General features: G+C 67.8%; 22 protein-coding genes. 9 read left to right on the top strand and 13 right to left on the bottom strand.

What is annotated here, in order from left to right; all coding sequences use genetic code 11:
• Positions 1-224 (top strand): hypothetical protein (locus P6144_RS20225; RefSeq protein WP_277769636.1); only part of this gene is annotated, 224 nt, incomplete at its 5' end.
• Positions 225-339: 115 nt separating this feature from the next.
• On the opposite strand, the gene P6144_RS20230 is transcribed toward P6144_RS20225, so the two are convergent.
• Entirely contained in the window at positions 340-570 is a 231-nt protein-coding gene (locus P6144_RS20230; RefSeq protein WP_277769637.1) for a hypothetical protein, read from the bottom strand.
• An 85-nt stretch (positions 571-655) separates the two neighbouring features.
• On the opposite strand from P6144_RS20230, the gene P6144_RS20235 reads away from it, so the two are divergent.
• Positions 656-1,813: an aminotransferase gene (locus P6144_RS20235; RefSeq protein WP_277769638.1), complete on the top strand. Its 1,158-nt coding sequence runs from the start codon at positions 656-658 to the stop codon at positions 1,811-1,813.
• 83 nt (positions 1,814-1,896) lie between these two features.
• Positions 1,897-2,595: a hypothetical protein gene (locus tag P6144_RS20240; protein WP_277769639.1), complete on the top strand. Its 699-nt coding sequence runs from the start codon at positions 1,897-1,899 to the stop codon at positions 2,593-2,595.
• Positions 2,596-2,602: 7 nt separating this feature from the next.
• Here P6144_RS20240 and mtnA read toward each other — a convergent pair whose 3' ends face one another.
• From mtnA to P6144_RS20265, 5 genes are all read right to left on the bottom strand, one after another.
• Positions 2,603-3,649, bottom strand: a complete 1,047-nt coding sequence (gene mtnA, locus P6144_RS20245; protein ID WP_277769640.1) for an S-methyl-5-thioribose-1-phosphate isomerase — start codon at positions 3,647-3,649, stop codon at positions 2,603-2,605.
• Positions 3,646-4,287, bottom strand: a complete 642-nt coding sequence (mtnC, locus tag P6144_RS20250; protein WP_277769641.1) for an acireductone synthase — start codon at positions 4,285-4,287, stop codon at positions 3,646-3,648. Before mtnC ends, mtnA begins: the two co-directional genes overlap by 4 nt.
• Positions 4,288-4,372: 85 nt before the next feature.
• Positions 4,373-4,921, bottom strand: coding sequence for a cupin domain-containing protein (locus P6144_RS20255; protein WP_277769642.1), 549 nt, complete (start codon positions 4,919-4,921; stop codon positions 4,373-4,375).
• Entirely contained in the window at positions 4,918-5,535 is a 618-nt protein-coding gene (locus P6144_RS20260) for a methylthioribulose 1-phosphate dehydratase (RefSeq protein ID WP_277769643.1), read from the bottom strand. The genes P6144_RS20255 and P6144_RS20260 overlap by 4 nt, the downstream gene beginning before the upstream one ends.
• 185 nt (positions 5,536-5,720) lie before the next feature.
• Positions 5,721-6,437, bottom strand: coding sequence for a L,D-transpeptidase family protein (locus P6144_RS20265; RefSeq protein ID WP_277769644.1), 717 nt, complete (start codon positions 6,435-6,437; stop codon positions 5,721-5,723).
• A gap of 318 nt (positions 6,438-6,755) precedes the next feature.
• Here P6144_RS20265 and P6144_RS20270 point away from each other — a divergent pair, with 318 nt between their 5' ends.
• Positions 6,756-7,409 (top strand): murein L,D-transpeptidase catalytic domain family protein, encoded by a 654-nt coding sequence (locus P6144_RS20270; RefSeq protein WP_277769657.1) that lies wholly within the window; start codon positions 6,756-6,758, stop codon positions 7,407-7,409.
• Between the two features lie 127 nt (positions 7,410-7,536).
• On the opposite strand, the gene P6144_RS20275 is transcribed toward P6144_RS20270, so the two are convergent.
• Complete coding sequence (locus tag P6144_RS20275; RefSeq protein WP_277769645.1) at positions 7,537-9,048, bottom strand: hypothetical protein; 1,512 nt, start codon at positions 9,046-9,048, stop codon at positions 7,537-7,539.
• 95 nt (positions 9,049-9,143) lie between these two features.
• Between P6144_RS20275 and P6144_RS20280 the strand changes: the two genes are divergently transcribed.
• The 3 genes from P6144_RS20280 (at position 9,144) to P6144_RS20290 (ending at position 14,320) form a co-directional block, all read left to right on the top strand.
• A complete protein-coding gene (locus P6144_RS20280) occupies positions 9,144-11,195 on the top strand; it encodes an NAD(+) synthase (protein WP_277769646.1) in 2,052 nt (683 codons plus the stop codon).
• Positions 11,196-11,264: 69 nt separating this feature from the next.
• The gene (locus tag P6144_RS20285; protein ID WP_277769647.1) at positions 11,265-12,032 is read left to right on the top strand and encodes a hypothetical protein; all 768 of its coding nucleotides are present in this window, start codon (positions 11,265-11,267) and stop codon (positions 12,030-12,032) included.
• A gap of 68 nt (positions 12,033-12,100) precedes the next feature.
• On the top strand, positions 12,101-14,320 hold the full coding sequence (locus P6144_RS20290; RefSeq protein WP_277769648.1) for a glycoside hydrolase family 3 C-terminal domain-containing protein: 2,220 nt from the start codon (positions 12,101-12,103) through the stop codon (positions 14,318-14,320).
• A 114-nt stretch (positions 14,321-14,434) separates the two neighbouring features.
• Here the strand turns inward: P6144_RS20290 and P6144_RS20295 are convergent, their stop codons facing one another.
• From P6144_RS20295 to P6144_RS20320, 6 genes are all read right to left on the bottom strand, one after another.
• The gene (locus tag P6144_RS20295) at positions 14,435-15,457 is read right to left on the bottom strand and encodes an oxidoreductase (protein WP_277769649.1); all 1,023 of its coding nucleotides are present in this window, start codon (positions 15,455-15,457) and stop codon (positions 14,435-14,437) included.
• The gene (locus P6144_RS20300) at positions 15,454-16,599 is read right to left on the bottom strand and encodes a Gfo/Idh/MocA family oxidoreductase (RefSeq protein WP_277769650.1); all 1,146 of its coding nucleotides are present in this window, start codon (positions 16,597-16,599) and stop codon (positions 15,454-15,456) included. The genes P6144_RS20295 and P6144_RS20300 overlap by 4 nt, the downstream gene beginning before the upstream one ends.
• 9 nt (positions 16,600-16,608) lie before the next feature.
• Positions 16,609-17,052, bottom strand: coding sequence for a cupin domain-containing protein (locus P6144_RS20305; RefSeq protein ID WP_277769651.1), 444 nt, complete (start codon positions 17,050-17,052; stop codon positions 16,609-16,611).
• A gap of 54 nt (positions 17,053-17,106) precedes the next feature.
• Entirely contained in the window at positions 17,107-19,143 is a 2,037-nt protein-coding gene (locus P6144_RS20310) for a glycoside hydrolase family 97 protein (protein ID WP_277769652.1), read from the bottom strand.
• Between the two features lie 53 nt (positions 19,144-19,196).
• Positions 19,197-19,910, bottom strand: a complete 714-nt coding sequence (locus tag P6144_RS20315; RefSeq protein ID WP_277769653.1) for a GDSL-type esterase/lipase family protein — start codon at positions 19,908-19,910, stop codon at positions 19,197-19,199.
• A 221-nt stretch (positions 19,911-20,131) separates the two neighbouring features.
• Positions 20,132-21,463: an MFS transporter gene (locus P6144_RS20320; RefSeq protein WP_277769654.1), complete on the bottom strand. Its 1,332-nt coding sequence runs from the start codon at positions 21,461-21,463 to the stop codon at positions 20,132-20,134.
• 199 nt (positions 21,464-21,662) lie between these two features.
• On the opposite strand from P6144_RS20320, the gene P6144_RS20325 reads away from it, so the two are divergent.
• Both P6144_RS20325 and P6144_RS20330 read left to right on the top strand, forming a co-directional pair.
• Positions 21,663-23,165, top strand: a complete 1,503-nt coding sequence (locus tag P6144_RS20325) for a L,D-transpeptidase family protein (protein ID WP_277769655.1) — start codon at positions 21,663-21,665, stop codon at positions 23,163-23,165.
• A gap of 17 nt (positions 23,166-23,182) precedes the next feature.
• Positions 23,183-23,482, top strand: a complete 300-nt coding sequence (locus P6144_RS20330; RefSeq protein WP_277769656.1) for a hypothetical protein — start codon at positions 23,183-23,185, stop codon at positions 23,480-23,482.
• Positions 23,483-23,674 lie beyond the last annotated feature (192 nt).

Consider the following 23,674-nt stretch of genomic DNA (forward strand, 5'->3'; position numbering starts at 1 on the left):
CGGATGCGCCATTTTTGTGGGAAGAGCCTCGCATAAGCTCGGACGCGCGGTCGCGCTTGCGAACCCTGGCGGGTTCGATGTCGCCCGCTTCGGATGCGCCATTTTTGTGGGAAGAGCAGCGCATAAGCTCGGACGCGCTGCAGAAAGCAAAACGGGCGCCCCAGCTGCCGGGACGCCCGTCCGGCACCGGCTCAGGCGTCGAATCCAAGCCGGTACAGGGATAGCGCCGGCACAACTGTCGGGTTCAGGTCATGCCGGCGCACGACGATCTGCGCCGGACGGGGGACCGGGAACGAGCAGGCTGCGACGGAGACGGAGCCTCCGTCGACGAAGGCGGCCTTACTTCTTGCCGCCGCGCCAGTAGAGCAGGCCGGCGACGATCGCAGCCGAGCCGATGCCGATCGCAGCACCCATGCCGATCTGCTTGGCATCGGGCTTCCAGCGCTTCTTCGCGTCCGCGATGTCCTTGACGGCCTTCAGCGCCTCGCTGCCCTCGTCATGGTCGTGGGGCGCTTCCTCGATCGGATAGGGCGACTGGGCTTCCTGCGGCTTGGGGGGCGTCTTGCTCATGATCTTCCTTATGTCGATGCAAGCCTGAACGACAGGCTAATGCGGCGGTTGCACCCAAAGATGCAAGCGGTCACAAGCTCGGGCCATGAACCCGCTCTATGCCCGCATGGGCACCACCATCTTCGAGGCGATGTCCGCCCGCGCGCGCGAAACCGGGGCGATCAACCTGGGCCAGGGCTTTGCCGACGGGCGCGGACCCGAGGCGGTGCTGGAAGCAGCGGCGAAGGCGGTGCTGGAGAAGTCGAACCAGTATCCGCCGATGATCGGCCTGCCCGAGCTGCGCGGCGCGGTGGCCGATCATTATGCGCGCCACCAGGGGTTAAACCTGGCGGCCGAGGAAGTGGTAGTCACCTCGGGCGCGACCGAGGCACTGGCCGCCGCGATCTTCGCCTGCGTCTCGCCCGGCGACGAGGTGATCTGCTTCCAGCCGCTCTACGATGCGTATGTCCCGCTGATCCGCCAGGCCGGCGGCGTGCCGAAATTCGTGCGGCTGAGCCCGCCCGAGTGGAAGATCGACAAGGCGGCACTGGAAGCCGCGGTCTCGGGCAAGACGCGCGTGCTGCTGCTCAACAATCCGCTCAACCCGGCCGCGACGATGTGCAGCGCCGACGAGCTGGCGATGCTCGCCGATTTCTGCGTGAGCCACGACCTGATCGCGATCTGCGACGAGGTGTGGGAGCATGTGACCTTCGACGGCGCGCGCCATTTGCCGCTGATCGGCTTCTCCGGCATGCGCGAGCGCACGGTGAAGATCGGATCTGCGGGCAAGATCTTCGCGCTGACCGGCTTCAAGGTCGGCTGGATCTGCGCCGCCCCTGCCCTCGCCCGCGTCATCTCCAAGGCGCACCAGTTCCTCACCTTCACCACCCCGCCCAACCTGCAATGGGCGGTGGCCGAGGGGCTCGCCACCCAGGATGGCTGGGTGCAGGAGGCCCGGCACCGCTTCCAGCATGGCCGCGACCGCCTGCGCGCCGGGCTGGAAGGCGCGGGCTTTGCGGTGCTGCCGAGTGCCGCGACCTATTTCCTGTCGGTCGACCTCACCGCATCGGGCATCGCGCTCGACGATGTCAGTTTCGCGAACAGGCTGATCGACGAAGCCGGCGTCGCCTCGATCCCCGTGTCGGCCTTTTATGCCGAGGACGCGGTGACCAACGTGGTGCGCTTCTGCTTCGTCAAGGAAGACGCGACGCTCGACGCGGCCATTTCCCGAGTCGCGGCGGCACGCGACGCATTTGGCCGATAACCCGGCTCGGTTCATCGCCCATCACGCAACTCGTCTTGTTTGCGGCACGTTCGCCGGGCCGCGGGACAAACTGGAGTTGTACCATGCGTAACCTGAAGTTCCTGATGCGCGGCGCCGCGGTTGCCGCCATTCTCGTCGCGACGCCGTCGCTGGCCCAGAGCCGGATCGACCGGGCGCGCACTGCCGTGACCGAAGCCACCGCCAAGGTGGAAGCCGCCCAGACCGCCGGCGCCCAGACTTATGCCGGCGACACGATGGCGAAGGCCGAGGAGGCGCTGCGCGTCGCCAAGGACCAGCTGGCGCGCGACCATCGCGATTCGACGATCAACGAGGCGCGCCGTGCCTCGGGCCTGGCCGACCAGGCGCTGGCCGAGGCCGAAAGCAACAAGAGTGCGCAGATGGCCGCAGAGCGGGATGCCCGCCGCGACGCGCAGGCGACTGCCGCGGTAGAGGCGAGCCAGAAGGAAGCCGCGCAGGACGCGGCGGTCGCGGCGACGTCTGACGCGCAGGCGGCCAATGCCCGTGCGGATGCTGCGGCGGTAGCGGCACAGTCGGCGGCGGCCGATGCGGCGGCGGCGCGTGCAGCGGCGACCCAGCCGGTCGCGACCACGATCGAAACCACCACGACCCAGCCGGCGGCCAGCCGCAGCTACTCGTCGACGCGCAAGACCACCACGGTGAAGAGGAAGACCACCCCGGTGAAGCGCACCAGCACCACGACGGTGAGCAAGCCGACGAGCACCACCACCACCAAGACGACGGTGACGACCGCGCCGCAATAAGCGCCGGTTAGATCCTGTCCAGCACCCCGCGCTCGGTGATGTACGCCGTCACCAGCCGCGCGGGGGTCACATCGAACGCTGGATTGGCGGCGGGGGAGTCGGTCACACGGACAGTGTCGATTTCCCCGCTTGCCAGCGGCCCGCTCAGCCGGGTCAGCTCTTCGGCGCTGCGTTCCTCGATCGGGATGTCGGCGCCGCTTTCGGTATTGGCATCGAAGGTCGTGTAGGGCAGCGCGACGTAGAAGGGCACGTCGTTGTCCTGCGCCGCCAGCGCCTTCAGATAGGTGCCGATCTTGTTGCAGACGTCGCCGTTGCGCGTGACGCGATCGGTGCCGACCACCACTGCGTCGACCTGCCCCTTCATCATCAGCAGCCCGCCGGCATTGTCCGCGATCACCGTGTGCGGCACGCCGTGGTTGCGCAGTTCGAACGCGGTGAGCAGCGCACCCTGGTTGCGCGGGCGGGTCTCGTCGACCCAGACATGGATCGGGATGCCCGCATCGTGCGCCAGATAGATCGGCGCGGTCGCGGTGCCGTAGTCGACCGTCGCCAGCCAGCCGGCATTGCAATGCGTCAGGATGTTGAGCGGCCGATCGGGGTTCTTCGCATGCAGCTCGCGGAACAGCGCGAGGCCATGCTCACCGATCGAGCGGCAGAGCTCGGCATCCTCCTCGCAGATCGCGTCGGCACGGGCGAAGGCGGCCTCCGCGCGCTCGGCTTCGGGAAGATCGGCGACCGCGGCGCGGACTGCATCGAGCGCCCAGCGCAGGTTGATCGCAGTCGGGCGCGTCTCGAACAGCTTGTCATAGGCGGCCTGCAGGCTCGCATCGCCCGGATCGACCGCCAGCGCCATCGCATAGCCATAGGCCGCGGTCGCCCCGATCATCGGCGCGCCGCGCGTCCACATCTCGCGGATCGCCACCGCCGCGGCATCGACGTCGCGCAGTTCGACCCACTGCACTTCCCAGGGGAGCTTGCGCTGATCGAGGATCACCGCGCCCCGCCCGTCTTCAGTGCGGCGGATCGAGCGGGTGGGCTTGCCTTCGAGGATCATGGGAGCACTTCCGCGAGAGAATGGACATCGGCCGCGCCGCCTTCGCGGTCGATCAGCAGCGCCTGGAGGCCGGCTTCGCGCGCAGCGTCGACTTCGGCGGGCATGTCCGAGACGAAGAGCAGCTCGGACGGCGCGAGATCGAGCGCATCGACGATCCTGGTATAGGAATCGCTCTCACGCTTCGGGCCGGTGGTGGTGTCGAAATAGCTGCTGAGGAACGGTGTCAGGTCGCCGGCGATCGAATGGCCGAAGATCAGCTTCTGCGCGGCGATCGAGCCCGAGGAATAGATGTTCACCGTCAGCCCCGCACCGGTCCAGCGGCGCAGCGCCTCGGGCGTATCGGGATAGACATGGCCCTTGAGCTCGCCATCTTCGTAGCCCTTCGCCCAGATCAAACCCTGGAGCGTCTTGAGCGGAGTCTCCTTGCGATCCTCGTCGATCCACCGGAGCAGCGTGGCGACCGGATCGTCGCCCGGCACCTGGGCGAGGATCGGCGCCGAGACCTCAGGATTGGCGGCAACGAATTCCGCCAAGTGCTTGCCTGCATAGGGGAAAAGTTCGTCGGCGACGAAGCTTATGCTGCTCGTGGTGCCTTCGATGTCGAGGAGGATGGCTTTGGGTGGGGTGTGTTCAGTCATTCTTCTCTCGTCATCCCGGCGAAAGCCGGGATCTCATGCCGTATCGCGCCGCCGCCTGAGATCCCGGCTTTCGCCGGGATGACGGTTATACTTCGACCGGCTCGTGCCGCGGGAAACGGTCGGCAATGGTGTCGCCGGTGAAATTGGCGATCCAGCCATCGGCATTGGTGAACAGGCGGATCGCGGTGAAGCGCGGGCTCGGGCCCATGTCGAACCAATGGCGCGTGCCGGCGGGCACCGAGATCAGGTCGCCCTCCTCGCACAGCACCGCATAGATCTTCTCGCCCTCGCGCAGCGTGAACAGCCCCTCGCCCTCGACGAAGAAGCGGACCTCGTCCTCCGAATGGCGATGCTCGGAGAGAAACTTGGTGCGCAGATTGGCCTTTTCGGGATGGTCGGGGACCATGCGGATCACGTCGACCGACCGGTAGCCCTTTTCCGCCTTCAGCCGATCGACCTCGGGCGCGAAGGCCTGGAGAACCTCGTCCTGCCCGGCATCGGCGGCAAGCGGGCGCGACGGCCATTGCTCGAAGCGCACGCCGATATCCCGGAGCGCCGCGGCGATCTCGCCGGCATCGCGCGTATCGATGCGCGGCGCGCCGCCCGCTTCTTCGAAGACCCTGAGATGCGTCATCGTTTCCACGCCCTTTCGGCCAGCTCGGCGGCGATCAGCCATTCGGTACCTTCGAGCACGCGCTCGGCCTCGGCCAGGTCCTTGCCCCAGGCGTAGAGCCCGTGGCTGCGGATAAGATAGGCCGGCGCCGCGCCCGGCGCCAGCAGCGCCGGGCGCACCGCTTGCTCGATCACCGCCATGTCCTGGCTGTTGTCGACGATCGGCAGGCGGATTTCCGCCTCATGCGTGGTGTTGCCCGGGAAGACCTTGAGCATCTCGTGCCCGGCGAACACCCATTCGCCGGCATCGGCGGCGGCGCGGCTCATGCCAACCGCCTCGGGCGAATGGCCATGGAGGACGGCGCCGACATTGGGGAACAGGCGATAGATGGCCAGATGCAGCTCGGTCTCGGCCGAAGGCTTGCCGGGAGTGAGTGGCGTGCCCTCCAGATCGACGCGCATGATTCCGGCGGGGGTCAGCCGGCCCTTGTGCCAGCCGGACACGGTGACGGCGATGCTGCCGTCGTCGAGGCGCACGGAATAATTGCCGGCGGTGGCGGGCGCCCAGCCGCGGGCATCGAGCCGGCGGCCGACCTCGACCAGGCCCTGCGCGGCGTCTTCGAAGGACATCGTCATGGATGCGGGCTTAGCCGATCCATATGACACTGGGGCAACAGATTTGTTCGCGAGGCGCCATGTCCCTCTTTCGTCATGCTGAACTCGTTTCAGCATCCAAGGCGCCGCGCGGGCTATCCCAGGTGGAGCGTTGGACCCTGAAACAGGTTCAGGGTGACGATGGAAATATGGGAAGCGTCGGCTCCCTATTTCGAGCCGCGGCGCCCGATCGGCTGGACGATCTCGCGCGCAGGGCCGGTGACATAGGTGGCCGGCTGCATCTGCGGACGCGGGGCGTCGCCGGGCATCGTCACCATGTTGAACGCCTCGCCCCCCAGATTGCGGGCATCGGCCATCAGCAGCGGCGTCGACGGCCCCGAACGCTCGGGATTCACCACCGGCTCGTCGATCACCATCACGTCGCCGCCCAGCTCGGTCAGCGCATAGAGCTGCTTGGCGAAGGCGGCCGGGAAACGGATGCAGCCGTGCGAGGCGGGATAGCCGGGCAGATGGCCGGCATGCAGCGCGATCCCGTCCCAGGTGAGGCGCTGCATGTAGGGCATCGGCGCGTTCGAATAGAGGTTCGAGCGGTGGAACACCTTCTTCTGGAGAATGGTGAAGGCGCCGGTGGGCGTCTGATGCCCTTTCGACCCGGTCGACACGGTGCTGGCGCCGACGAGATGGCCGCCGCGATAGACATAGGCCTTCTGGTCCGGGATCGAGACGACGATCGAGACCGGATCCCATTCGCTGGTGCTCGCCTTGATCAGCCGCGGCTCCTCGTACCAGGCCCATTGCCCGTTGCGCAGCGCCTCGGGGCCGACCTGCATCGTGTCCGATGCGACGACCTGCGCGGTGGCGGGAATGGCGGGAAGAATCGTGGCACTGGCCAGGAGGATGACGGCAAGGACGCCGGAACGCATCAAACAGCTCTCCGAATCTCGAGCCAGGACGGCTCAGGGCGATTCCTTAACGAAATTAACCTAATTTCGTGCCGCTGCCGAATCGGAGATATTTGGGGCGCGCAAATCGCTGGCAAGCTTGCGGATTTCGCACCGGCTTCGGCGAACCGGGCATGCGTTGCGGCGAGTCGCGCAACTTGGGACAGATGTTAAGCAACGCGCTCACCATCTGTCTGATATAGTTTTCCCTTAGGGGCAGAGCAGCGGGCTTTTTGGATAGTGATGGATAGTCTCGATACGATTCAGTCGCGTCGCGCCTTGTTGAAGACGGCGCTTGTGATGGCCAGCGGCGCAGTGGTTTCGGCCTGCGCCTCGCGCACGATCGAAACCGCGATGGCGCCGGCACCGCTGCCGGCACCCAGCCCGATCCCGATCCCCAGGGCCCCCGAAGTGGCCGCCGCCCGCGTGCCGGGCGTGCCCGTCGGCGTGCGGCCCGAGCTGTTCAAGAAGGCGCTGGCGGCGCTCAACCGCCACTCGATGCGGATCCCTTCGCACGATCGCATCGCGATCGCCGATTTCGCGACTTCGTCGAACAACCCGCGCTTCCATGTGATCAACCTCGGCACCGGCCAGGTCGAGCGCTTCCTCGTCGCGCATGGCATCGGCTCGGACCCCGAGCATAGCGGCATGCTCCAGCGCTTCTCGAACGAAGTGAACTCGGAAGCGACCTGCGAAGGTGCGTTTCTGACCGCCGACTATTATGTCGGCAAGCATGGCGATTCGCAGCGCCTGCTCGGTCTCGATCCGACCAACAACAACGCGCTCGACCGCGCGATCGTGGTCCATTCGGCCTGGTATGCGAATGCCGACATGATCGACAGGCACGGCAAGCTCGGCCGCAGCCAGGGCTGCTTCGCGGTGGGAGAGACCGAGCTGGCCAAGCTGTTCGAGCGGCTCGGCCCGGGCCGGATGATCTACTCGGCCAAGGTCTGAGCGGCATCGATAGCTGTTCCCCGGCGAAAGCCGGGGCCTAGTTGCAATGTCGTTCGAGAGATTTCCGCGCCAAACCAACTGCGCCGAGACTGGGCCCCGGCCTTCGCCGGGGAACTGAAAATCCAATTTAGTTCTTCGGCAGTGCGGGTCCCGGCCCGCTCCCGCACGGGAAAGGCGGCGCCCAGCAGGGATAGCCGAATTCCAGCTTCGTCGCGTAGCGCGCGATCGGCCTTTGCGGCCAGTTGCCCGGCAACACCACATCCGCCTTGCCGCTGCCCTTGCGCCAGGTCGCGACGCTGGGCGGCGTGACGCCATACCACAGCGCATCGCCCTCGAACGGGCGCTTGAAGGCGATCGCCATCACGCGCTCGCCCATCCAGAGCTGGTGATAGTCCGCCGGGCTGCGCTGCGCACCCCGGGCATCGACCACTGCCGAGCGGGCGAAATAGATGTCCTGCCACGGTGCGTCGGGCGTGACGAAGGCCAGCGCCTTGGCCGGCTCCTGCGGCTCGGCGGGGCGCGGCACGCTGCGGAAGCTGGCGAGCAGCACCAGCGCCAGCACCACTGCCACCCCGCGCAGGTCGCGCCAGGTGAACAGCAGCCAGCTGAACAGCGCCGCCATCGGGAACAGCCATTTGAAGTAATGCGCGTTGAAGAAGCGCCACATGCCGCTGGGCACCAGATCGACATAGGCGAGCATCATCAGCGTGTAGAGCAACGCCGCGATCGCCATGCCCAGCGCGAGCCAGCGCGCCGGCCCGTGCAGCCGCATCACCCCCAGGATCAGGCCCGCCGCGCCGGTGAGCAGCCAGGGCAGTTCGCGCAGCAACCCGGTCTCGCCCGGGAACCAGGGCGAAGGATCGACGAGCAGGATGCTCGCCTTCCAGGCCAGGTCGGAAAAGGCGAAGCCGTAATCGCCCGACAGGATCGTATAGTCGGTAAGGCGCCAGCCATAGATGGCGAGATAGAGCGCGGCATAGGGGAGCAGCGCCGCCCCTGCCCCGCCCAGCCCGCGGGCGAGATCGCCCCAGCGCCGCTCGATCAGCACCGGTCGCCACAGCGCGAAGCCGCCGATCACCGCGCTGATCACCACGTCCGCCGGGCGGACCAGCGCGATCCCCATCAGCAACGCGCCGAGCAGCCAGGGCCGGCGGCGCTCGCCGAAGATCATGTCCGCCGCCTCGGCCAGCGCCAGCCAGATGAACGCCGTGGACATCGTCGTCGTCCAGGGCTCGAGCCAGAATTTGGAGATGCGCAGGTCGCCGATCGTCGCGGCGAGGAACAGCAGGCCCGCGGCGAAGCTGCCGACCCCGAAGCGCGCGCAAACGCGGTGGAAGCCCCAGAAGGCGACGGCGTAGCAAGCCAGGTTGATCGGCACGAACGGCGTCGGCGCCCAGGCAAGGGGCGCGCCAGCGAGCGGATAGAGCAAGGGATACCAATGCTGGTCCGGGCTCAGATCGAAATGGAGGAAGGCCCTGGCCGACTTCAGATATTGCATCTGATCGTGCCAGCCGCGCCACCAGGGGCCTGCCGGCGCGAAGAACTTCAGGTTGATCTTGAAGACCGTATAGGCGGCAAAGACCACCATGACCGCCCGCACCGGATGCGTATCGAACTGGCGACGGATCCAATGGAGCATGCCGTGCGGGTAGAGCCTGTGCGGGACTGGCACAAGCGGGGCCGAGCGACTAGGGACTGCAACTGATCGAAACATGTCGCTGCAAGACGGAGACGATGGCCCAGTCCCACCCCTTTTATTCGATCCACCGCCAAGGGATGATCCGCGCGGGCGTGTGCACGCCGATCACCACGGTGGGTGACCCGGTCCGCAATGCCGAAGCGACGATCGCGCTGGCGCGCCAGGGCGACGAAATGGGCGCGGACCTGCTCGTCTTCCCCGAGCTCAACATCACTTCCTACGCGATCGACGACCTGCACCTGCAGGACGTGGTCTGCGACGCGACCGAGCAAGGCATCGCCGCAGTGGTGGCAGCGAGCGCCGAGCTGAAGCCGGTGCTGCTGGTCGGCGCGGCGCTGCGGCGGAGCGGCCGGCTGTACAATTGCGCGGTGGTGATCGCGCGCGGGCGCATCCTGGGCGTGGTGCCCAAGAGCTACCTGCCCAATTACCGCGAATATTATGAGAAGCGCTGGTTCGCGCTCGGCGCCGGGCTGGGCGGGCTCGAGATCGATGTCGCCGGGCAGACCGTCCCGTTCGGCACCGACCTGATCTTCGCCGCCGAGGAACTGCCCGACTTCGTCTTCCATGCCGAGGTGTGCGAGGATTACTGGGCGCCCCTGCCCCCTTCGACCGAAGGCGCGCTGGCCGGCGCGCTGGTGCTGTGCAACCTCTCCGCCTCGAACATCACCGTCGGCAAGGCGCGCGAGCGCGGGCTGCTCTGCGCCTCGCAATCGGCGCGCGCGGTGGCCGCCTATCTCTATTCGGCGAGCGGCCCCGGCGAGAGCACGACCGACCTTGCCTGGGACGGCCAGGGCGAGATCTACGAGCTGGGCGAGCAGCTCGCCTGCTCGGAGCGCTTCGAGCTGACCACCGAAGTGGTGTGCGCCGATATCGACCTGGAGCGCATCCGGCTCGAGCGGATGCGGATGGGCACGTTCAACGACTGCGCCGCCGCCAATGGCGATCCCGAGACGCGCTTCCGCCGGGTAACCTTCCAGCACCGGCCCGACTATGCTGACAAGGGACTGCTGCGGAAGCTGCGCCGCTTCCCCTTCGTGCCAAACACGCCGGCCAAGCTCGAAGAGGATTGCTACGAGGCGTTCAACATCCAGGTGGAGGGGCTGCGCAAGCGGCTGGCTGCCACCGGCGCGAAGCACATCGTCATCGGCGTCTCGGGCGGGCTCGACTCCACCCATGCGCTGATCGTCGCCGCCAAGGCGATGGACCGACTGGGTCGGCCGCGCACCGACATATTGGGCTTCACCATGCCGGGCTTCGCGACCGGCGACGAGACCAAGGCCAATGCCTGGGCGCTGATGGACGCGCTGGGCGTGACCGGCGCCGAGATCGACATCCGCCCGGCGGCGAAGACGATGCTCGAAGGGATCGGCCACCCCTATGCCAAGGGCGAGCCGGTCTATGACGTGACCTTCGAGAACGTCCAGGCCGGGCTGCGCACCGACTATCTCTTCCGCCTCGCCAACCAGCGCCAGGGCTTCGTGCTCGGCACCGGCGACCTGAGCGAGCTGGCGCTCGGCTGGTGCACCTATGGTGTAGGCGACCAGATGAGCCATTACGGCATCAATGCCGGCGTGCCCAAGACGCTGATCCAGTATCTGATCCGCTGGAGCGTGCAGACCGGCCAGTTCGGCGGCGAGGCGGCGGAGGTGCTCACCCGCATCCTCGATACCGAGATCTCGCCCGAGCTGGTGCCCGCCGACGCCGATGGGAAGATGCAGAGCACGCAGGACCGGATCGGCCCGTACGAGCTGCACGACTTCTTCCTCCACTATACGATCCGCCACGGGCTGAAGCCGAGCAAGATCGCCTTTCTCGCCTGGCATGCGTGGAAGGATGCCGCGGCGGGCGCATGGCCGCTCGGCTTCCCCGAGGATGCGCGCCACAGCTACGATCTGGCGACGATCGCGAAGTGGCTGGAGGAGTTCCTGTTCCGCTTCTTCCAGACCAGCCAGTTCAAGCGCTCCGCCATGCCCAACGGACCCAAGGTCCTGGCCGGCGGCGCCCTGAGCCCGCGCGGCGACTGGCGTGCGCCCTCGGACGGCGTGGCGCGGCCCTGGATCGAGGAATTGAAGGCCAACCTTCCCTAATCGGTGCCATCCGCGCTCGACGCACCGGGCCCCTGCGCTAAGCTGCAGCACGGAACGCGGGGAACGGCTTTGGACGCACAATTGGGCCAGTTGCTGGGCGTGCCGAGCTTCGCGACGCGCTGGTTCCTGCCGCACTACCGGCCGCTGCGCAGCGGCAGTTGGGAGATCCGCACCAGCAGCGGCGTGCTCGCCCAGGGCTATTGGAGCCCCGCGGTGCTGGTCGAAGAACTGCCCGCGCTGCTGCGCGACGGCGCGGTGTGGATGTCGCTCACGCCGATGGAGATCGAGAGCCAGGAGATCGGGCTGGCGCTGTCGCGCGGCCATGTCGTGGTGATGGGCATGGGCATGGGCTGGGCGGCGATGGCGGCGGCGCTCCGCGACGAAGTGACGCGGGTGACGGTGGTCGAGCGCGACGGCGACGTGCTGGCGATCCACCGCGAGCTCGACCTGTTCGCCCAGCTGCCCGATGCGGCGCGCGCCAAGCTCCGCGTGGTGCAGGCGGATGCGCTCGAATGGCAGGCGGATGCGCCGGTCGATCTGCTGATGCCCGATATCTGGCTGCCGCTGGTGAGCGACGGCCGCGTCGAGGAAGTGCGGCGGATGCAGGCCAATGTCGGGGCGGAGGCGATCTATTTCTGGGGCCAGGAGATGGAAATCGCCCGCCACGCCCGTGCTGCAGGCCGCGCGCTCGACGGCCGGGGAATCGCCGATACGATCGCCGAATTCGGCCTGCCGCTGGTCGGCCCCACCTATCCCGGCCATGCCGATATCGTCGCCACGGTGGCCCAGCGCTGGATGCGCGATCGCTGGTTGCCCGGCACGCCCCAATCTGAGTGATAGCGTTACCACGGCTTGACCTGTATATCGTTGCCGACAACGCTGACAAAACAAGCGGGAGAGGGATTATGAAACTGCGCCGTGATGCCCTTGCGGGTTCGCTGATCGCCCTGGGGATTGCGCTCGCCGCCACGCCCGCCGCCGCCCAGCAGGCGCCGGCCGCGCCCTGGATGAACGCCAAGATCCCGGCGGACGAACGCGTGCAGATGCTGCTCGCCCAGATGACCGAGGACGAGAAGCTCACCCTGGTCTTCGGCTATTTCGGCACCGATTTCGCGCCCAAGAACGGCTACAAGGCGCCTGCGGAGGCACGGCCGGGCTCCGCCGGCTACATCCCCGCCATCCCGCGGCTGGGCATCCCGGCACAGTGGCAGACCGATGCCGGCGTCGGCGTCGCCACCCAGGGCGGCGCGGCGCGGAAGCGCGAGCGGACCGCCCTCCCCTCCGGCCTCGCCACCACCGCGAGCTGGGACGTGACGCTGGCGCATGCCGGCGGCGCGATGATCGGCGCGGAGGCGCGCGCCTCGGGCTTCAACGTGATGCTCGCCGGCGGCGTCAACCTGATGCGCGAGCCGCGCAACGGCCGGAACTTCGAATATGGCGGCGAGGATCCGCTGCTCGCCGGCACGATGGTGGGCGCGCAGATCGCCGGCATCCAGTCGAACCACATCATCTCGACCGTGAAGCATTATGCGGTGAACGATCAGGAGACCGATCGCGACACCGGCAATTCGATCATCGACCAGGCCGCGGCGCGCATGAGCGACCTGCTCGCCTTCCAGATCGCGATCGAGAAGGGCGATCCCGGCTCGGTGATGTGCAGCTACAACCGGGTGAACGGCACCCATGCCTGCGAAAACCCCTGGCTGCTCACCGACGTGCTGCGCCGCGACTGGGGCTATAAGGGCTATGTGATGTCCGATTGGGGCGCGACGCATTCGACCGCGCCCGCCGCCAATGCCGGGCTCGATCAGGATTCGGGCTTCCCCTTCGACAAGGAACCCTATTTCGGCGCGCCGCTGAAGGCGGCGGTGGCGAAGGGCGAGGTCTCCAAGGCGCGGCTCGATGCGATGGCAGGCGCGATCCTGCACGGCATGTTCGCCAACGGACTGTTCGACAAACCGGTGACCGAGGCTCCGATGGACCTGGCGCCCGCGATGCTCGCCGCGCATGCCGAAGTGACGCGCAAGGATGCCGAGGGCGGCGCGGTGCTGCTGCAGAACCAGGGCGCAATCCTGCCGCTGTCGCCGGCGGTGAAGAAGATCGTCGTGATCGGCGGGCGGGCGGACAAGGGGGTGCTGGCGGGCAGCGGCTCGTCGCTGGTCTATCCGGTGGGCGGCAATGCCGTGCCCGGGCTCAAGCCGACCGGTTGGCCGGGGCCGGTGATGTACTATCCTGATGCGCCGCTCGCCGCGATCAGGCGGCAGGCGCCGAACGCCGAACTGGTGTTCGATGGCGGCGGCGATACGGGCAGCGCCGCCAAGCTGGCGAAGGGCGCGGACGTCGTCATCGTCTTCGCGACGCAATGGGCGAGCGAGAGCTTCGACGTGAAGCTCAGCCTCGACGACAACCAGGACAAGCTGATCGCCGCGGTGGCCAAGGCCAATCCGAAGACGGTGGTAGTGCTCGAGACCGGCGGGCCGGTGCTGACGCCGTGGCGCGGCCAGGTCGCCGGCATCCTCGCCACCTGGTATCCGGGCACGCAGGGCGGCAGCGCGATCGCCAACCTGCTGTTCGGCAAGGTGAACCCCTCCGGCCATCTCCCCGCCAGCTTCCCGGCGAGCCTCGATCAGCTGCCCAAGCCGAGCGAGCCCAACAAGGGCGACACCAGCTATGGCGAGGGCGCGACCGTCGGCTACAAATGGTATGACGCCAAGGGGCTGACCCCGGCCTTCGCGTTCGGCCATGGGCTCAGCTATACCAGCTTCGACTATGCGGGGCTGGCAGCGAAGGCGGCGGGCGGCACCGTCGAGGCAAGCTTCACCGTCAAGAATAGCGGCGCGCGCAAGGGCAAGGCCGTGCCGCAGCTCTATGTCGCGGGCAGCGGCTGGGAAGCGCCGAAGCGGCTCGGCGCCTTCACCAAGGTCGCACTGGCGCCCGGCGAGGCGAAGAAGCTCACGTTAACCGTCGATCCCCGCCTGCTCGCCACCTTCGATACGGCGAGCAACAGCTGGAAGATCGCCGGCGGCACCTATCAGGTGATGCTGGGCACCTCGGCAAAGGACATCGTCGCGACCGTGCCGGTGACGCTGGAGGCGCGGACGATCGCAGTGGGCTGGCGGCCTTAATCCACCCTCCTCGTCATCCCGGCGAAAGCCGGGATCTCGTGCGACTCCTTGCCCGCAATCGCCTGAGATCCCGGCGTTCGCCGGGATGACGGTTGGGGTGAGGATGCGCTAGCGTTAGAGGCTGAACCGCCGCCCTTCCCGCGCGCTTTCCCGTGCCAGCTCGGCGATGCGCAGGCCTAGCACCGCGTCCTCGCCGCTGACCGGTGCCGGCCCGCCGGATGCGATCGCATGCGCCACGCCGGCATAGAAGCCGCGATAGTCGCCGGTCTCGGTCGGCACGATCTCGCTGCGGCCATCAGCATGCGTGAGGGTGCCGTGGAATTGCGGTTCCTCGTCACCCACGCCCGGATCGGTATAGCGCGCGCCGTCCTTCACTCGCACTTCTTGCGGGTCGAGCCCGTGCTTGGCGAAATCGGCCTTGGTGCCGTGCAGCCAGAAGCGCGGCCGCGGCGTGACGAACAGCCGCCCGGCCGAGAGCGTCACCCGGCGGGCGCCATAGAAGAGCGTGATCTCGAAATAATCGTCGGCCCGTCCGCCCTCGCGCTGAACCGCGAGGTCGCCGTAAACCGCCTCGGGTGTGCCGAACAGCTGGAGCGCCTGGTCGATCAGATGCGGGCCGAGATCGGCGAGGATGCCCGCCCCCGCCTCGGGGTCTTCCTTCCACGCCTGGGCAAGCGCGGGGCGGAAGCGGTCCCAGCGCAGCTCGGCCAGCATCACTTCGCCCAGCACGCCGCTGTCGAGCAGCTTGCGCACGGTCAGGAAATCGCCGTCCCAGCGGCGATTGTGGAAGGCGCTGGCCATCAGCCCCTTCTCTTTCGCCAGCGCGATCAGCCCCTCGCCATCGGCAAGGCTGGTGGCGAAGGGCTTGTCGACCACGACATGCTTGCCCGCCTCGAGTGCCCGGCGCGCGAGCGGGACATGCGTGTCGTTCGGCGTGGTTACGACGACCAGCGCGATCGAGGGATCGGCGAGCAGCGCGTCGGGCGTGGTGACCGTCACGTCGGGATAGCGTTCGTGCACCTGATCGGCGCGCGACGTCGCGATCGCGGCGAGCTCCAGCTCGGGCACGGCGTCGACCAGCGGCGCGTGGAAAGCGAGGCCGCCCAGGCCATAGCCGATGATGCCGGTGCGGATCATGCCGTAACCGGGCGCGTGGCGTTCTTCTGCGCGGTGAGCACCAGTTCGGCGGCGAGCAGCGCCTGCTCCTGGTCCTGCGCCACGCTGGAGCGCTCGACGACGTCGGCGATCAGCTGCGGGCCGAACGGCAGGTGCACCTTCGAGCAATCCATGTAGCGCACGCCCTTCTTGTCGCAGATCAGCAGATGGTTGCCGCCGGGCCGGCCGGCGACGTCCACATATTTGCGCAGCTCGATATAGCCTTCGGTGCCGAGGATGAAGAGCCGGCCGTCGCCCCAGGTCGGCAGCCCGTCAGGCGTGAACCAGTCGACCCGGACATAGCCGGTGCCGCCGTCGCCGGTGAGCATCATGTCGCCGAAATCCTCGAAACCCGGCCTGTCGGGCCAGTGGAGGTTACCGGTCTGCGAAGCGACGACATGCGCGGTCTTCGAGCCGGTGTAGAACAGGAACTGATCGGCCTGGTGGCTGCCGATATCGGTCAGGATGCCGCCATAGCGCGCCTTGTCCCAGAACCAGTCGGGCCGGCCGCTGCCGACGCGGTGGGGGGCGAGGTTCACCGTCTGGATCACCTTGCCGATCTGGCCCTGTTGCACCAGTTCGCCGGCCTGGACCGCCGCGCGCACTTCCAGCCGCTCGGAATACATGATCGCGAACTTCCGCCCCGTCTCCTTGATCGCGCGGCGGACCTCGGCGAGCTGGTCGAGCGTCGTGATCGCCGGCTTGTCGCCCAGATAGTCCTTGCCCGCGCGCATCGCCCGGATGCCGAGCGGCGCGCGCAGATCGGGCACCGGCGCGCCGACGATCAGCCGGATCGACTTGTCACCCAGGATCTCGTCCTCGCTCCGCGCGAGCTTCACTGCGTTGCCGTAGCGCTTGCGGAAGGTCTCCACCTGCTTCGGATCGGCGGAATAGAATGCCTTGAGCACGCCGCCGCCGCGGATCATCGCGTCGGTCATCGAATAGATATGCGCATGATCGAGGCCGATCACGCCGAAATCGACCTTGTGCTTCACCCCCGGCTCGGGCCCGGTCGGCGCAGCATTTTCCGACGGCGCGTTGCCCGAGCTCTGCGACTGGGCCAGCACCTCAGGCGGCAGCATCGCGGCGATGCCGGCGATGCCCAGGATCGAACGGCGGTCCATGGCGCTTCCTTATTCCTTGGGTGTCGCGGCGGTCTTCCAGTTGATCACGTGATAGGTCGCCGGGCTGTCGCCCACATTTCGCAGCGCATGGGGCGAATTGGAAGCATTGAAGATCACCGAACCGGGCCCGAGTCGCTGCCATTTGCCGCCCGACAGCGTCTCGACCATGCCCTTGTCGATGATCACCAGCTCCTCGTTCGGATGCTGGTGCGGCGGGTGCGAGGCCAGGCCAGGGTTGAGCGTGGTGACGTGCATCTCCAGCTCGGCGAGCGTCGCGGTGGGATGGCGGACGAGCGTGCGGAGTTCGCCGACATCGGTCTTCTGGACGGGCAGCCTGCCCCAGTCCCACACCGCCGGCCCCAGCACTGCCTGCTGGCTGGCAAGCGCGCCGGCACCCCAACCCAGGGCGATCGCGACCCCCGCGATGCCGATATCCCTCCGCCTGATCCGCATCGGTCCTCTCCTCTTTTCGGAAAGGCTATCAGCAATTGTACGAGTTATGAAAGCCTATTTGTCGAAGATCGCCGCCGCGCCGCCATGCGCGGCAAGATCGAGCGTGAGCGTCTCGCCCTCGCTCACACGCCGCTCGGCGAGCCGCGGCGCGTCGGGCTTGTCGCCATCGCTCCACAGCCGCATCGCCGCGCCCCGGCGGTCCAGGAAGTCGAGCGGCACGGTCACCTTGCGCGGCGTCTCGCTGTTGATCGCGCCGAGGAACCAGCTTTTGCCCTTGCGGCGGGCGAGCACGATATATTCGCCGGTTTCGCCGACCAGGTAGCGCGTCTCGTCCCAGCTCGACGGCACCGCCTTGACGAAGTCGAAGCCGGCGGGGCTCGCCGCATAGGTGTCCGGGCTGTCGGCGACCGCGGCGAGCGGCGAGAGGAAGGCGACGTACAGCGCCAGGCCATGCGCCCGCGTCGTCTGGACGAACGGCAGGTCGCCGCGGATGCGGAACGCCTCGGGCGTAACGTTGCGGAAGCCGCCCGGCGTATAGTCCATCGTGCCGATCAGCCCGCGCGTGAAGGCGAGCATCACATTGTGCCGCGAAGTCACGCGGCGCGACCATTTGTTGTACTCCGCGCCCATCACCCCCTCCTGGGTCATGAAATTGGGCCAGGTGCGCATCAGCCCGCGCGGCGGATAGGCACCATGGAAATCGACCATCAGATGATGCCGCGCCGCCGCGCCGAGCGTGCGCGTGTACCAATTGACCATCCACTGGTCGTCGCGGTCCATGAAATCGACCTTGATGCCGGCAATGCCGAGCTTCTCGTACAGCGCGAACGCGTCCTCCATCTGCGCGTCGAGCGCCTGCCAGTGCGTCCACAGCCACAGCCGGACATGCTTCGAGCGGGCATAGTCGGCGACTTCCTGGAGGTTGATCGCGTCGGCCCATTTGGTGATGTCGACGCCCGGGCGGCGCACCCCGCCCCCGCCCGCGCCGGCATACCAGCCCTCGTCGATCATCGTGTAGGGCAGGCCGTTGGCGGCGGCGAAGTCGATCAGCGCCTTGGCAACCGCGGTGGTGCTGCGCTGGCCGGGCAGCGCCGCGATCACCGGGCCATGCCACCAGTCCCAGCTCGTCAGGCCGGGCTTGATCCAGCTGGTATCCTCGATCCGGCTCGGGCTCGACAGGTTCATCACCAGCGTCGATTCGTTGAGCTTGCCCAGCTGGTCGGCGAGCATCACCACGCGCCACGGCGTGACGATCGGGCTGCCGATGCGCGTGTGCACGGCGATCCGATAGTCGTCGAGCGAAGGCGAGAGCTTGGCCTGCAGCCCCGGTCCGCCATCGCCGCGCCCGGTGAGGTACATGCCCGCGAAGTCGAGCAGGTCCGCCTCGGCGATCGCGAAGGCGGCCTTGCCGGTCTCGCAGGCGAAAGGCAGATCGAACAGATTATGGTCGCGCAGGTGCGGCACGTCGACGGGGTCGAACTCGCCTTCATGGCTCGATCCGAACTTGCCGACATTGAAGCCCCAGCATTTGTAGCTGGGCGGGAAATAGAAGCCGGTGCGATCGTAGCGGACGATCGCCGCGGCAGTGGCAGGCTGGACCGGCACGACGGTGCGGAAGGCGACGCCGTCATCATAGGCGCGCAGCACGATGTCGAGCTTGCGCTTCGCCCCGCCCTTCTCCTGCAAATGGACGGTGAGCTGGTTGTAATGGTCGCGCCCTTCCGAGGCGATGCCGGCAACGATCGGATAGCGCGTGTCGGCGCTCGCGGTCTCGGAGCCGGTGATGGCGAGGTTGTAGCCGAGCGTGTCGACGTCGAGATCGAGCAGGATCGGCGACGGCGCGATCACGATGCTGCCGCCACGCGAGACAGCATAGACCGGCGTGCCCGAACCGCCGAGCTGAAGCGATATCCGGTTGCTGCCGTCGGGCGAGGCGGCGGTGAGGACCTGCTGCGCGTGGGCGGGGGTGATGAAACCGAACAGCGCGGCGAGAACCCACCAGACTCCCCTCCCTGGAAGGGAGGGGTTGGGGGTGGGTAGCGTCCCGGCAATACGGCGTCCCAATACCTTGCGGTGACGTAACGCGTACATCCACCCACCCCTAGCCCCTCCCTTGCAGGGAGGGGAATAACGCAGGAAGCCCCTCATGCCTTGTGCACCCGCAGGATCGGGAGGAGCTTCTTCTCCATCGCGGCATAGCCGGTTTCGGTGGGGTGGACGCCGTCATAGGCGAGGCCGGGCTTCATCGCGCCCTTCGCGTCCGCCAGCACCGGCGTATAGTCGATCCAGGTCGCGCCGGTCCGCCGGGCATAGCCGGCCAGCCAGACATTGATCGCGCGGATCGGCTTCACCGTTTCGAGCCCCGGCCGCCACGGGAAATTGTCCGCCGGCGGCACCGAGGCGAGCAGCACCCGGATCCCGTTCGCGCGCGCCAGCTCGGCCATCATCCGCAGATTGTCGCAGCTCTGCGCGACAGTGATCTTGCCGGTGTTGCCGGCGATGTCGTTGGTGCCGGCCATGATGTGGACCAGCCGGGGCTTGAGCGCGATCACGTCCGCCATCATCCGCAGCACCATCTGCGGCGTGGTCTGCCCGCTGATCCCGCGGCAGACCCGCCCCGGGGTGAAGAAGCCCGGGCGCTTCGATTGCCAGCCCTCGGTGATCGAATCGCCCATGAAGACGATGTCGACCTTGCGCCGCGCGGCGATCAGCTTGCGGTTGTCCTCGGCATAGCGGCCGAGCCAGGGCCAGTCCTCCTTGAGCTGGCGCTGGTGCTGCTCCTCCCAGCTCTCCTGCGCCCGGGCGGCGAAGGGAAGCAGCAGGGTGCCAGTGAGGAACCCACGGCGGACAAACGGCATCACGGCGTCTCCGGTATCGGAAAGGTTGCCGCCAACCTAGCGCCGCGCCTCGCGAACAAAAGCCCGCAAGTTATCGAAAGACCGGCCGTTCAATGGGGTGACCGGCCATTGTGCGCGAGTGGCGGGATCGAGTGGGAGGGCGTACCGCGCACCAGTTCGTTTCCTTGCCGCCGGACGGGTAGAACCGGGGGTCCGGCGGCAAGTGAACGACTTTCCCTATATCAGTGGACCGAAGACGCCTCGCCCTCGGCGCGGACCACCGACGCGCGGCCGGCAGCGACCGCAAACACGCACAGCGCGACATAGCAGAGCGCCGGCAGGATCAGTGCGAAGGCATAGCCATGCGCGCCCGAGATCAGCCCGACGAGCAGCGGCAGCACCGCGCCGCCGACGATCGCCGTGCAGAGCAGGCCCGAGGTCGATTCCTCGCTGGCAGTCGAGCGCTCCAGCGTGAGCGTAAAGATCACCGGGAACATGATCGAGTTGAACAGGCCAATCGCCAGCGCGACGAAGCCGGCGCTAACCCCGCCCACCGCGACGACATAGAGGCACATCGCGGCGGCGATCGCGGTGAACAGCGCGAGCAGCTTGTGCGCCTTGATCCGGGTGAGCAGGACCGAGCCGATCAGCCGGCCGACCATCGCGCCGCCCCAGTAGAAGGCGACAGCCTTGCCGGCTTCCTGGAGCGAGACGCCGTGGACGCCGTCGCTGCCCATCAGATAGCCGAGCAGCGGTACGCCGAAGGCCGCGTCGGACTGGCCCCAGATCGCGTTCGAATTGAGGAACAGCGCCATCTGCGTGCCGATCGCGACTTCGGCGCCGACATAGAGGAAGATGGCGAGCGCGCCGAGCAGCGCCCATTTCGAATTGAGGAACGAGAACAGGCCCGCGGTCGAGGCCGGCGGGGGCGCAGCTTCGGTGACGACGCGGCGGCTGAGGAAGAAGAACACCGCCAGCGCGGCGATCAGGCCGCAGATCCAGAAATAGGCGGAATCGATGCCGGCCAGCGCCTCGGCGCGGATTTCCGGCGTGATCACCGTGCCTTCCTTCACCTCGACGCCCTTGAGGAACAGGTGCGCGCCGAGTAGCGGGCCGAGGAAGGTGCCGACCGAGTTGAAGGTCTGGCTGAGCACCAGGCGGAAATGGCTGCCCTTGGGATCGCCCAGCGCGGCGGCGAGCGGGTTGGCCGCCACCTGCAGGATGGTGATGCCGCTGGCGAGCACGAACAGGCCGAGCAGCACCAGCCAGTAATTGGCGACGTTCGCCGCGACGAGCATGATCAGGCAGCCGGCAATCATCGTGCAGAGCGCGAACAGGATCGACGGCACCGCCTTCAGTCGCGCGACCAGCGCCGCGGCGGGCAGCGACACGACGAAATAGGCGAAGAAGAAGGCGAAGGCGCTCGCCTGGGCCTGGAAATCGCTGAGCTTGAAGATGCCCTTCACCGCGGCGACCAGCGGGTCGACCAGCGAGGTGATGAAGCCCCAGGCGAAGAAAAGCGTGGTGACGGCGGCGAAGGCCAGCGTCGTCTGTGTCGAGCGTGCGGATGCCAAGATATCTCTCCCCTGCGGACGTCGCCCGCTCTCTTACCCGGCGGGCGTTTGGCGGAAACTGGTCCGACAACGTTGCCAATGTCAAGCTTCTGCGTTGAATCGTGCAAATTCGGCGCTCGCCAGCCTGGCCTGCTTTGGCATAATAGCAATCGGCGATTCATGTCGCCCGGCGCAGGGGGGCCGTGAAGGAGATTAGCGAGTGACCAAAGTGTTTTCGGGACGGACGGCTCGCAGGGCCGCATGGACCGCAGTACTGGCAGGGATAGCGGCGCCCGTCGTCGCGCAGCAGACGGCACCGTCGCCCCAGGCGAGCCCGGCACCGGCGCTGCAGGAAGTGCCCGTCCCGCCCTTCGTTCCCAATCCGCCGGTGGCGTTGCCGGTGCTTACGGCAGCCCAGGCCGCCGAGCTCGCCCCGGTCCTCACCGAGGCCGGCTTCGCCCAGGGCCTGCGCCGCGTCGGCGATCCCACGCCGAGCTTCAAGGACCATGACGCGCTGGTGCGCGCCGCGCTCGACTATGCCCGCGCCGTCCATTCGGGCCGGCTGGCCGAGAGCGACTTCGACCCGAACTGGGGCCTGCGCCCCACCGCCTATGATCCCCTGCCCGCCTTTGCCGAGGCCGTGAAGGCGAACCGGATCGGCGCCTGGCTGCGCCAGCTGCCGCCGCCCTGGGCCGGGTATGACACGCTCCAGGCCGGCCTCGCCACCTATCGCAGGATCGTCGCCAATGGCGGCTGGGACAAGCTCGCCGCCGGCGCGGACATGACCGTGGGCGCCAGCGGCGCGCGCGTCGCCGCGCTGCGCAAGCGGCTGTCGGTCGAGGATCCGCAGGTCATCGCCACCGGCGACAAGTTCGACGCCGAGCTGAAGGACGCCGTGGTCCGCGCCCAGCGCCGCTACGGTCTCAACCCCACCGGCGTGGTCTCGTCGGGCACGCTCGCCGCATTGAACGTGCCGGCGCAGGACCGGGTCGGCCAGATCATGGCGAACATGGAGCGCTGGCGCTGGCTGCCGAGCGAGCTGCCGGCCAAGCGCATTCAGGTGAACATCGCCGCCGCCGTGCTCACCGTGTTCGAGGGCGACGCCCCGATCGCCTCGATGAAGGCAGTCACCGGGCGCCCCGGCAACGAGACGCCGATGCTCCAGTCGAAGATCCACTCGATCGTGCTCAATCCGCCCTGGAACGTGCCGACCGGCATCGCCCAGAAGGAGCTGTGGCCCAAGGGCGAGGCCGCGCTCAAGGCGCAGGGCTACAAGATCATCGGCACCGGTGCGAACCGCCGCCTGCAGCAGCAGCCCGGCCCGAAGAGCGCGCTCGGCCGCTACAAGTTCGACTTCCCGAACAACTATGCCGTGTACCTGCACGACACGCCGTCGCAGTCGACCTTTGCCAGCTTCAGCCGCCTCGCCTCGCATGGCTGCGTCCGGCTCGAGAAGCCCGGCCCGCTGGCGCAGCTCTTGTTGCGCAACGATCCCAACTGGCAGCCCGAGCAGATCAACGCCGCTCTCGCCAAGGGCGACACGCTGCGCGTGAGCCTGCAGGAGCAGGACCAGGTCTCGGTCTATCTGCTCTACTGGACCGCCTTCGCCAACGCGAACGGCACGATGAACTTCCGCGGCGATCCCTATGGCTGGGACAAGGATCTCGCGGCAAAGATCGAGAAACGCTCCGCGATTACGGCGGCCGCCGTTTCCGCCCGCTAAGGAAAAGGGGAAATAGAATGAAGACCCGCAATATCGCGCTTCTCGCCGTCACCGGCCTGGCGCTCGCCGCCTGCTCGGGCGGCGGCAATGAGGAGCAGCCGGTGAACGAGACGGTCGTCGCCAATATCGGCGCGCCGGACAATTTCGCCAATGTGACGATCGACGAGCCGGTCGCCCCGGTGACCACCAATGCGACGACCACCCCGCCGCCGGTCGCCGAGCTCGCGCCCGACGAGCAGACGCAGGACGATGCCGACGCGACGGGCATGACCGCCAAGGTCGACCGCAACGCCAGCGAAGGCCAGCCGGCGCAGTAAGGTGCAGATCCTCCCCCGCAGGGGGAGGTGGCGCGCGCAGCGCGACGGAGGGGGATGCCGCGGGCGATATCGCTTGCGGCGCGGGGGCGCCCGCCCCCCCCCCCCGGCGGCCCCCCCCCCCCCCCCGGCGGGGAGGGGTGACACCACGACCGGGCGCGGCACCCCCCCCCCCCCGAAGCGGGCGGGGGGGCC

The sequence above is a fragment of the Sphingomonas sp. HITSZ_GF genome, assembly GCF_029543155.1.
GTDB lineage: Bacteria > Pseudomonadota > Alphaproteobacteria > Sphingomonadales > Sphingomonadaceae > Sphingomonas.